Below are 12522 nucleotides of genomic sequence, written 5' to 3' on the forward strand. Positions count from 1 at the left end.
ATTGGAATATAATAATATATTGTTAATTCTAGTGCTTCTTTTGAAAAGCATGAGATAATTATAAACGCACCACTGTCAGCTTTGACACCAGCAAATGCTCCATAAATTAAATGGACTGCTTTTACTAATTCACACCTAATGCTTTATAAACTGCATCAATAGGATCTGAGTAAAAAATCGGTTGAATTTTAACTAATAAATCGGATGGGACTGTTTGTAAATCTTGAACGGAAGATGATGGCAATAAGACGCGTTTGGCTCCTGCATCTACACAAACTTGCAAAATATTCGCAAATTCTGGCACTTTAGATATAGTTCCGCCCATCGTCATATTTCCTATCACTACTAAACTTTCCTGAATTGGCCTATCCAAAGCAGCTGAGCTTAAACCAATTAATTCTGCTACAGCTAATTCTTCCGTTAAACCAATCCCTTGCATATCTTCAATATGCATCAAGTAATCCTTTGTTTTGACACTGATAGAACTACTAATACTTTTAATATTGGCAGTAAAATACCGAAAAGCCGTATCTAAACTCTCTCTAGCAGCTCGATCACTTCCTACGCCAGATTTTTCATGCTTCCCTGTACCGCTCACAACTTGATTCTCAAGCTTATAGATTCCAATCATGCTAGAGCTCCCTCTTCCCGCTACGTAGACATGACCAGGTTTATTCATACCTTCTGGAATCAATTTGCCGCCACCTTGTTCAGGGACAGAAGTATAATGCTCTTCTGTAGTTTCCTTATCGATATAAGAGAACATGACATCATAGAATTCCATGCCCCCAATCTTTTTCAATTGCTCTTTGACTCTTCGGCGACCTTCTAAAGCGTACTCCAGAACTTCTTCTACTTCTTCCTTCGTAAATTTACCATGAGGATAAATTAATTTTAATAAGCCGGACACGGTTTTTCGGACACCAATCGTATCTCGTTGATTTAAATTATTTCCTAAATAAAAATACTGATCGATTGCATCAGCATATGAACGCTTACGCATCTCACGCATAAATTCTGCTAGGTAATCCGCAATAAATCCAAAGCGATCAGTAAAGAAGGTCGGACGGTATTTAGGTATTTCCCATCCTGGTAAGTAATAATGAATGCGGTCAAAGAAAGCTGCATCATTTCTCATTGCATCTGGAAATGGCGCAAATAAATGAGATGTCTTAACCAATGAATCGACACTCTGATTAATATTCCCTACAAAGACCATTGATGCAGAAGCAGCTTTTTCTTCTTTCCCACGACTAAAAGATCCAGAAGCCATATAATCTTTCATAATTTGAACGCCATCTTTATCTTTAAAATTAATCCCTGCGACTTCGTCAAAAGTAACTGTATCCCATAAGCCTACTAAACCTACTTGTCTTGTCGACATGTTATAAAATAAATTCGCTACAGTTGTTTGTCCTCCAGAGACTAAGATCGAGTTGGGTGATAATTCTTTGTACACATGTGATTTCCCCGTCCCTCTAGGCCCCAACTCAACTAAATTGTAGTTGTTTTCGATCAAAGGAACTAACCTCAAGAGAAGGTGCCATTTTACGCGTTCTTCTAACTGAGTAGGCTCCATACCAATCGATCGGATCAAAACATCAATCCACTCTTCTTTTGTAAATTGATCGCGTCCTTCAAATATTTCAGCCATATCCATATTCGGCATTTGAATGGGCTGTAAATTTGAGATGATAAATGGATTATTATCTTTTACTTCTTCATCAAAATAATAATCCAGTTTAATCATGCACCAAATTCCACCAGCTAAAAGTTTGTCATATTGCTTTACGTAAGCAGAGGTCATTGGAACACCTTTTAAACCAAGATTTGAGAACTCTGATTCATAAACATCTTTTTTCGAATTAAGGCGGACAGTAATTTTATCAATTACGGTGTATTGTCCTTGTTCTCTAATTCGCGATTTAATTTTTTCAGCTTCATCTGGACGAACATAGTTTTCAGAAAGGATATTTTTTACTCGATTCACACCTTCTTGTATGCTATCTTCATCATCAGTAGCCGCAAACATCCCTAATAAATACTCCAATACAAATGTTGGAACATTCGCTCCTTCTTTAATAAGCTGGGTCAGGTCTTTTCTAACGACCCGACCAGCAAAATGTTCATTCAATTTATCATCTAAATCTAGTGATGCTTTTTCCAACCTTACACCTCATTCTTAAAAGAAATCATTGACGATACCTAAATTGATTTTGAATGGAATCTTAGCTGTGTATTGATTAGTTTCCGTATCTTTAATGACCAAGAAGTAATCTTTCTTACGGTCAAATTCCATAGTTTCTAAGGCAAACTGTTTACTAAACATGCGTTCTTCTGAATTTTCATTTATTTTATTCGCAATAATGGTTTCAATATTTGAGATGATGTTGCCATTCTCATCTTCCATATAAATATTTACTGTTCTTGCAATGTTTTTGTTCTTCACTTTTTCACTCTGGAAGAATTGAAGTGTAAATAGTTTATTGGTAATTGAGCGGGTGCGACTCGTTAATTCTACATTCACTTTTTCGACTGTCTCTGCCCCTTTTTGTGTTGTTCGTCTATTTTTGAATGTAATCAGAGGGATAACAACTTCTTGTAGACTCGCACCACCATGTACAAAATTCGCCCCTGGACCTTGAATTCGATTGCGAATCGATCCATTCGGAATATATAACTGTAAGTCATTCTCATTATTTAAAACGGTTCCGGTATTTATACGGATTTGACCATTTAGTTCTTGTTCTTTATTGGATAATGCATATCGTCTTGAAGATTCGACAGGTTTATCTAACTCTTTCGCAATTTTCTCACTTTCATCTAAAGGACTTCTTTGATACAAGAAACCGTGATCAGAAGTGACATATATATTTGTCCCACTCAAGTCATTTCGAATTGAATTAATCAAATCAAATAACTCAGAAACAGAGCTATCTGCCTCATTAAATACTCGATTTTCAGTAGCTGCATTGTCACCTATACCATCAATTTTATCATGATAAATATAAATTAAATTGAGACCTTTAAAGGTTTCCGATTTTTCAGTCTTACTTAAAGCCACATAGTCTGAATATTTATAAACAAGACTATTTTCTATTTTATTCTCTATGAACTTCTTACGTGCACCGTAACCTTCTATCGGCTCCTCATCTACCATGACTTTCCCTGAAGAATCAATATCTAAAGTACGATACGGCAATAAAGAAGCCATACCTAATTTTGTAATAGAGGGTACAATCCCTAGCATAGGTTCGATACTAGTAGAGCCTATTGTTTCAGTATTTAATCGCTCGACTAAATCAGTCGCAATTTCATAACGCATCGCATCAGAGATAATCACAAAAATACGTTCACCTTTTGAAACTCGAGATGACACATGCTCTCTGTAGAAACCTTGCTGTTTTTTCACACCCGTAAGTTTCCAGTCCTCAACCAAATCTGTCCGAACCGCTTGAGACCAGTTTGCTCCCAATTCACCAATAAACCAGTGCGTATAGAGGTATTCGACTTTTTCTTGAAGCTTGTTTACAAACTCATATTTGTCGCTCTTATCATAAGCCAAGTAAAATTTACGATAGTTTTTATCCATGCGGTAATAAGATTTTTCATACGCATTGAATATATCTTCTGCTTTTCCTTGAGGTAAGCCTTGGTCAAACTCTTTTCTAAACTTTAAACTTTTAATTGTATAATACAGAATGTCGTAAAGATTCTCATACTTTTTAAAGTAATATTTCGAACGTCTATTTTCAATAATCATCAAGTATTTATCAAAATCTTCTAAGTCTTTTAAAAGAGCATTAGCTATATGAAGGATAATTTCTTGATCAATTACTGGAAAAATATCTACATTTTCATATTTCTCAAGCGATAGTTCTTGAATTATTTCTTGTAAATTAATTTCTTTCTCTATTTGTCGTGCATACTCTTCGAATTTCGACGCATCTACTTGATTCTGCATCCAATGGTCAATAAGAATATAGCAGTCCCCTGTATGACTTAAAGCAATAAAGTTTTCTAACAAGGCTAAATCTTCTTCATCCATTTGGAAGCTTAAAGCAGAAATGATTAAATGCATGAAGAGGGTCTTTAATGACTTCTCTTCACGAGTATAGGCATAATGACTGCTTACCAAATCCCGGAAGCGATCGATATCAAAAAACTTTCTGATAGCTTCTAGATACTTATTATCATCTTCTAAGGACTCGATCAAGATGGTTCTTAAAGCTCTCTCAAAACTTGGAATATCTAAATTACATAAAACACTAATCATACGAAGTTCAATGGCAGATGCAGACCCTATTACTCCTGAATAACTTTTAAACTTTCGGTACCGGACTTTGTTGTCAAAGAATACTGCATATTTTTCCATCGTTGGGCGTAAATTACTATCTATTTGTAATTCATTCATGATTAAATCAATTCGACTGGCTTTAAACGTTTGCGCATAAAGAACCATATCAAGTAACCAATTGTCTTCAGACTGTAAATCTAGATTCGAGTAAATTAAATAACTCGAATCTAAATCTTCGGCCTCTAATAGATGTTTTACATAGAATTGGTTATCATTGGTTAGTTCTTGTAATTTTACATCCTTCAATTCGATAGAATCCCAATCATCTTTGAATTCCTCTTGTTGATCCTCCCAAAAAATAATTCGTCGCTTTTCATAATTTTCGAGCGGTTTATCCAACATCTTTTGTAATGTGGATTCGATTTGATTAAGATCCATCCCTACACTAACCTTTCCTTGTTAACCTATACTTTTTCAACTAACCCTTTAAATTTCGGATAATTGACTTTAAATCCGTCATCTAAGTCAATTTCTATCTGTTGATCCGCCATATGACGTAATTTTTCATCATAAGCGATTAACTCTGCTAACTGCTTTTCAACAGTTTTCATTTCTTTTCTTGCTCTATTCAATTCTGTCGTACTTGCATCACTATTTAAAATTTGATCCAAATCAATTTTTCTTGTTTCTAATCGTTGTTGGACATCGTGTAAATACTCCGTACGGATACGAGAAATCGTTGTTTTGTCATAACGATGCATATAGATAAAGCAGTTAAATGCATTCTCTCTACCAGAAGTAAACTTCCAATAAATCGGACGTCTTCCACTACCAGTAACACTGTACATTTTCGCATGATCTTTAAAGAAATCTTTTAAGAAGTAACTATGAATAGTGTCTCTAGCTGTTTCATTCTTTTTCTGACCCAATGCTTCAGCGATAAAGTTTAAGTTTTCTTCAAGCGTTTCTTTGCCATAGACTGTTTCAACAAATTCAATAAAACGATTGACCAAATCATCTTCTAAATAAACATCAGAAGTAATTGGAATAATATTATCTTCAACTACACTATATGTTTCGTATCTAGAAGAATCAAACTCTCCCCCAGCATAAACTAACCCTTCTTCATCTAACGAATAACGACCAAACATACAACCTACTGCATAAGAAATGAACTGTTGCATGACATCTTTTTTCGTCAGTATATATTGATTTCCTTTAATTTCTTCAGGAATATCTTTTACATCATCATAAATTTTGGTAATCGTAATGTCTCGATCACTTACTTCAGGAGTCAATTCATCTTGTAAACCATAAATATCGATGAAAATACGATTTAATTCTTCTTCATTTTCTTTGAGTTGATTAAACTGATCATCTATAAATTTAACCCAAGTATTATAACTTTTTCCTATTAATCCAGAATCTTCATCGTATTCGATTATAGGCAATCTTTCAAAATCCCATGAAGTTTCAAAGGAATTCCAGTCTGTTTTTGCTATGTTTATAGATGTTGTTACCAATTCGATGACAGAACCCATACTAAATCTTTCAAATAATACTGGAAATAAAGTGAAATAACCCACTGATAAATGAATTGTTGGATTAATCATTTCGAAAACATACTGTGAGACTTTCGTAGAAAGTATACCCATAAGATATAATAATTTATTCGAATCTTCAGAATACGCTGAATTCCCTGTAGAATCATGTATACTTCCCTTCTCTCTGTATCGGATGGAAAAACCATCGCTTGTCACATCTGACCATGTAATAGCTTCTCTAAAATAATAATTTGGATTTCTTACTACTGATCGCTGTTTACCATTTGAATCTGTAAAATTCTTAATTTCATATCCATCATTCTCCCAATTAACAACATAGTCATTATTTCCATACCATTGTCTTCTCATCCCTCCTTTATTATGGGGTACCCATTTTTTATCGCTTGTCAATAATTCACTAGCATTATTAGAATCATACTTTATTCTTAAATGTGATGGTTCCCACCATAGTTTTAAGAATCTGTTGTTATCACCGGTTTGAAGCCCCACCTTAGCATCTACTAAGTCACCTATTTTATCTCCTTTATTAAAAGCTTGTATTATTGCTTCATGTGCCCAATATGCAATTGGACTGTCTGGGATCTCTTTAAAGTTATTTTGGTCGAAAGTATATCTATATGTAACTCCTGGATTTGCTACCGCTTTTTTTGCTTTGTTAGATTTTAGTGCCGAATTGTTGAAATCAACTAACCTAATATACGTTCCAGGGAGATCATCCATTAGATTATTTCTTAATACAAATGCGGTCGTTTGGACAACTTCTCCACCAATCTCTTCAAAAGCACGTGTACCTAAATGGAGCATAGAATCTATCTGTTTTGATGATACAATGTGTTTTCTGAGTTTCTCAAAACTGGATAAAAACATCCAAGAATGCATATTAATTGCAGCATATAAAGCCTTACCATTTAGTAGGTGGTCCAATTCCATAAATGTAGCAAACATATCTGATTTTGATCTTGGATATTCTTTATTAATAAATTTCTTAAGTACATCATTCATTGAAGATGAACTCATGTATGGTGGATTCATAACTAAAACATCAAACTTGCCATTCAATATTTCATTTTGTTTAATTAGTTTAGGTACTTCATGAATAATATAATCGACAGCTTCAATAATCAGTAAGTCTTCTAAGGGTTGGAGTTTAATTTTATTTACTCTATCTTCAATAAAAGATGTATCTTTAATACTTGCTTTGATTAAGGAACCATAAGTTTTTGCATACTTATATTGATTAAAAAACTGCTCCACCATTTCGTGATGTTCTCCAGAGACTTCTTCTGCCAGAACATCAATAGTTGATTGCGGTAGAGTATTTGTTTCTTGAATAGCAGTGATATTCATATTCAGTGGTAGTCTTTGTATCTTATTTAAAAAACGATTGTCATATTGTAATGCTTTCATAACTAATGAGAAACTGGCTAACTGATAGGCTCGATCATCTATTTCTATGCCATATAAATTATTTTCAAGTATAAGTCTTGGTATTTCATTTCTAGTGTAGCCATTTTCTATGTAAATCTTGTATAATAAATCAAATGCATACACTAATATATGGCCACTACCCATAGCTGGATCTAACACTTTTAGTTCTTCTATTTCTATATTTTCATCTACAAAACTTGGTGTTTCTTCTTGATATTCATCGTCTTCATGGTTTATATAATATTCCCAATTTTCGGCTAACTCCTTATGTTCTGGATGAGCTTCTATCCATTTCCGTCCAACTGAGTTTTGCACTAAATACTTTACAATCCATTCAGGAGTGAACAATTGCGTAGCAGCTGGAATATCCTTTGAATCATATTTACCTTTTTCACTAAAAACACGATCTTTTTCTTCAGAAATATAAAATTGATACAGCCATCCAATAATCTCTACTTGGTCCCAATTTCCTTCTGGGAATACATCTATATCTGTCATTTTTCTTACAAAAGAATCAGTATTCAATAATCCTTCTGGGAAGAGGATTTCAGTGTAATCTTCAATCGTACCGAACATGAACGGCAGGTAATCATTTAAGTCATTACAATGAGAGATAATCAAGTATTTGAAAAGTTCATCGTCTTGGTTATTTAATTTCATTTCATAAACTTTTTCAGTATCTATATCAAGACCTAGTGACAAAGCTTCTTTCATCATGTCTGGTTCGTTTCCGCCATCTAAAGAAGATAAAACACGAACTCTTGTTGGTAAGTAATCATTGACCTCCATAAAGCGTAAAGCCATAAAACGATTAAACCATGTATAAGCTGCTTCTTCCATCACTTGTTCAAAGCTCGTTTCTTCGATTCTACGAATTAACTTGTCTCGTTGCGTACGTTCGTCTTTTGATAAATGTTGTCCATTAATAATTAAAGCATCCGAACTTTCTACTGTAGCTTCATTTATACTATCTTCGGTGACACCGATTTTTCTAGCTTGAAGAGCTACTTTTTCAAGTAGCTCTCTACGCGCTTCAACTGCAAATGTTTTTAATTTCCCCTGATTCATGAGATCACCCTTCTAATCTACTAATTCGATAATGTGGTTCATGTTAATATGTCTTTTTAATTCTCGTGATAATTCATTTAAGTAGTCTTCAATATCTTGTTCTGTTTCTAATTTAGTTGATTTTACAAGACTTGCTACTCTCACTTGTCGTACTGGCTTAGACTCAAAAATAGTCGTTGGATATCCTTCATTCCCGCTGTTTTCTTGACTGAGTTTTTCCATTTCTCGTCTGATTGTTAATTCAATGTTATCCCTTGCATCACTACTATAAACAGTTAGAGCATCCACCCGATGGATATCAGTCGTCTCGTCAACTTGTTTCAGGTAACTTGTCCAAGCTTGATCAATTTTTGTTCTTGTTTGATCAGAAACTCCCTCTTGACTACTTAAGTTCTTCAGAGTTTCAAAATCAGTTTGTAATTTCTCTTTCGCTTTGTTTTGTCTATCTTTTAGAATCTCATCGAAAGTTTGTTTAAAAATATCAACCAGCCCTGGAATATCTTTAATTTCTGAATATGGGATAGGATTTCTTATTATTCCTTTCAACTCTTGTACACTATTTTCAATTGTTTCATTCATCTCATTTTCGAAGAACAATTGATCTCGCTCATATCGATTGAGTATTTCTAAGCCATTATCAAAAAGATTTTTTTGATTTGATTCAAAAAATCCTTTAACAAGCTCAAAGTCATCATCCCACTGAATTAAGTCGTCTTCCATCTCAACCAATTTATTAAAATAAGTCACATTGTCTAATTGATTCGTAAAATGGTCGAAGAGCTCTATGCCTTTTTCTAACAGACTCAACCCTGGATAGTTTTTATTTGTATAATCTTGTTTGTACGTCTTAATTTCGTTCTTTTTATTATTGATTAACTCTTGAATACCTAACATCATACCATCTTCGTCTTGCGGCAAACTAACTATGTCAAAGAGACTCCGTGCGATTCGCCTTACTTTTGAAATTAAAGCTGCATCTACTTTTTCACGTTTAAGAATAATGCCTTTCGCACTTTCTGTATTGTTCGTAAAGACATCCATTAATTCTTTTTGAGACTCTTGCATATTTAAATAAATTGTATTGTATCGTAAGCGGATTTTTTCATCTTTTAACAAATCTACCAGCATTCCTGCAATATCTAAAGCTTTCCAGCCAAAAGGAACTGTGCCAAAATGATCATAAATCAGCTTCACTGTAATTTGCTTGCTCATTTGAGTTTGCAACTCAATGTATTGTTCAATCTCGTTCATTGCCGATATATTTGGATAGGTAGAGTCATCCATTTCAAGTGCTAAAGATCCAGTATCATTAGAAGTGATTTTTTGTTTTAAATCTCTTTCACTGTCAATATGGTCTTTCACTAAACTAAGTTTATTATAAGTATTTTCCACGAGATAAGATAATCCATGATTGATACGTTCACGAGCCGTCGAACCGTTTGTTATAAGTTTTTGACCATTCGAATAAAAATCAGCCTCTTTTACGGAGGCCTCCAGTAAATCTCTTACTCTGCGTCGACGTTCACGGACCTCAGCCTGTTTATTATTCAAGATATTTTGTTTTGTCTCAGATAAATCATTCATATTTCGCCGTCTGCGATACTGTTCAATCTTTAGAACTTCTTCCATTTCTTCAATATAGGAAGCGTCTCCTCCTAATCGAACAATCAGGTCACGTGAATTCATCGTCTGCATTTGAAGTTCTTCATCTGCTAAGTCACTAGTTGAAAGTGCCGTCAGGACAGATAAATTAATACCTGCTGTTTGTCTTCCACGTTTTACAGTGTCGAGTTCTTCATTAAAATTAAATTGATAGTGATTCGAGAATTTAAATTTTTTCTCCGGATAAATATCTTCAAATAAATACTCAGAGAGTGCATTAATGATATCCATTTCGTCAACGGAAATACTTTGGATTTCTCGGTTGATGTCCTGTTCTTCGTCCGTCAAGAAGATATAATGCTCACCATTCTTTTGAATTAAGCGTTCTTGGCGAAGCTTGTTTAAAGATTCTGTAAGATTTTGTTTGAGGGTAGTTTTATCGTCATTTACATTTGTCAGTATTAAAGTTGCTAAGTTATCAATGTTTCCAGGAATTTCCTCAATATATTTAATCATAAAGAGCACTTTTAAAAGATTTACATGGAATTCATCATCTGATAGATTTGGATTATTTATTGCTCCATTAATCACTCGGGTAATAGTAGGATTTAAAAATTCACTCATTGTATTATAAAACGCGTATAGTGGTATGAGTGCTCCTTCCTCTTCATCTCCATATTGTTGTGCAGCTTCTTGATAAGCAGACAACAGTGACCGCTCTCCTTCTGAAAGATGTTTTCCAGAAGATCCATGTTTTCTCACTTGCTCAAAGATATTTTGAAGTAACTTAAATTGATAAGGGACAAATGGATAATCTTGGGCAAACTCTATTCCATCGTTATATCCTCTATAATTCCCTGGGGTGCCTCGAAAACTAATTAGATTATTCAATATCGGACCTTGTTCTGGGTAAACCGCCTTGAGCCGCTCAGTAACAGTTGGTTTTTTATCTAAAATTCTTTTCTTAATCACTTCATCTGCAGAAGTAGATGATAAGGACAGTCTTGTATCGAATCTTCCTTGGATTCTTGAGAAGTCATCACCTTTAACTTTGATAACATCATCAATGCTCTCTTGTGAAGTTACAAGAACCCAAACTTTACCTAATGAAGTCGTCCCTAGAGTTTCTACCACAGTTTGCAAATTCAGCATTAAGTTTCGATTATCCCCTATGTATTGACCAATTTCGTCTACTAAGAATACTAAATGGAAATTATGATCTTTACTGTCAATAAACCCCTTTACTTCAGCTGCAAATGATTCAATGGTTAGATCATCTGCCTGATCAATTTTACTAAACCAGTTTCTTGCACTGTCTTCAGACATATTCGAAGCGTGAGCAAGCGCTTGAATAATCTCTTCCCCTCTAAAATAGAAATTACTTTGATTACCTTCCCATGGTTCCTGTGCTAATTCTTCATACTTTTTCTTGAACAATTTAAAATTACCTTCATCATCCAAAAACTTCTCCATTCTTGAAATAGCTGGGTTATCTCCATAGTATCCTCGATGTTCATCAAACACCTTTTTGAACACACGCAAAATCGCATCTCTGCTTGTATAACTCGTGTTACTCTTTGCATCAATGTTAAATAAAATTGTATCTGTTTCAACAGAAGCAGATTTTTCCATTAAACCGTAGACCATAGGGTCATTAATCTTCTCTTCAAAGAAATCAACTGGTCTTTTTCCATTTACCAGCTGATTATTTAGTAAATAAGATAGAATCTTCAGGAAGTGGGACTTACCAGAACCAAAGAACCCGCTGATCCATACACCCATTTTATCTGTTGGTTGATCCACACTACGAGCATAGTTTTCATAGAAGTGCGAAAAGTGCTTTTTCAACTCTTTGGTAACTACGTACTCATCCAGTTCTTGATAGACAATTTCTTCATCTCTCTGCTGTACTTTTACTACGCCACGTATATCACGGTTTATATCTTTTAAAAACATATCTTTAATAATCAAAACTCTTCCCCCTCAAAATTATCGATTAGGCGAAATGCACGATAGTAATTTTCTGATTCCAGTTTATTAAATAATTGCAAATCTTGTTCACTGTATTGTCCAGGATAGAATAAAATAACAGGCATTTTATCTTCTAAAATATCTTGAAGATTATTTAATATATTGTGTGTTCGGACAAATGGGTATATTTGACCGACGCCTGTAATAAATATTACGTTATGATCGTCAATTTCATTTTTAATCCTATCTAAAAATATTTCCGGTCTTGCGAAAGTAGTTAAAGCTCGGTATAGAAAATTTTTACCTTGTTTTTGTTCCATATCAAATATTTGATTATAAATATTCTTTTCTTTAGCTATGTCCAGGAACATTTCATAGAGATTAAATTCAATAATTTTCCGCTTATGATGAGGCGCTTTGAAATAATCATTAATTAGATAGTATATATGATCTCTTACTTTTAACTCATCTTTCGGATCGTAATCAAAAATATAAAAGCTAATTTCATTTCCAAGGCCCTTGCCATTAACGAAGGTTTCTTCATGAATTTTATCTTTGATTAAATCTAGCCGTTTATCTATTATGCTCATA

General features: G+C 33.9%; 5 protein-coding genes. All 5 read right to left on the reverse strand.

Annotation, left to right across the window (positions count from 1 at the left end; all coding sequences use genetic code 11):
- Positions 1-124: 124 nt before the first annotated feature.
- From brxL to DFR63_RS03175, 5 genes are read right to left on the reverse strand one after another with little or no spacing between them, the layout of a single operon-like run.
- Positions 125-2167 carry a protease Lon-related BREX system protein BrxL gene (gene brxL / locus DFR63_RS03155; protein ID WP_115884284.1) on the reverse strand — a complete coding sequence of 681 codons (2043 nt, stop codon included), beginning with the start codon at positions 2165-2167 and terminating at the stop codon, positions 125-127.
- 15 nt (positions 2168-2182) lie between these two features.
- Positions 2183-4735: a BREX-1 system phosphatase PglZ type A gene (pglZ, locus tag DFR63_RS03160; protein ID WP_115884285.1), complete on the reverse strand. Its 2553-nt coding sequence runs from the start codon at positions 4733-4735 to the stop codon at positions 2183-2185.
- 26 nt (positions 4736-4761) lie between these two features.
- Positions 4762-8358, reverse strand: coding sequence for a BREX-1 system adenine-specific DNA-methyltransferase PglX (gene pglX, locus DFR63_RS03165; RefSeq protein ID WP_115884286.1), 3597 nt, complete (start codon positions 8356-8358; stop codon positions 4762-4764).
- A gap of 12 nt (positions 8359-8370) precedes the next feature.
- The gene (gene brxC / locus DFR63_RS03170; RefSeq protein ID WP_115884287.1) at positions 8371-11931 is read right to left on the reverse strand and encodes a BREX system P-loop protein BrxC; all 3561 of its coding nucleotides are present in this window, start codon (positions 11929-11931) and stop codon (positions 8371-8373) included.
- Entirely contained in the window at positions 11928-12521 is a 594-nt protein-coding gene (locus DFR63_RS03175) for a DUF1788 domain-containing protein (protein WP_115884288.1), read from the reverse strand. The genes brxC and DFR63_RS03175 overlap by 4 nt, the downstream gene beginning before the upstream one ends.
- Between the last annotated feature and the right edge of the window lies 1 nt (position 12522).

Origin of the sequence: Jeotgalicoccus halotolerans (assembly GCF_003387165.1) — a bacterium.
GTDB classification, from domain to species: domain Bacteria; phylum Bacillota; class Bacilli; order Staphylococcales; family Salinicoccaceae; genus Jeotgalicoccus; species Jeotgalicoccus halotolerans.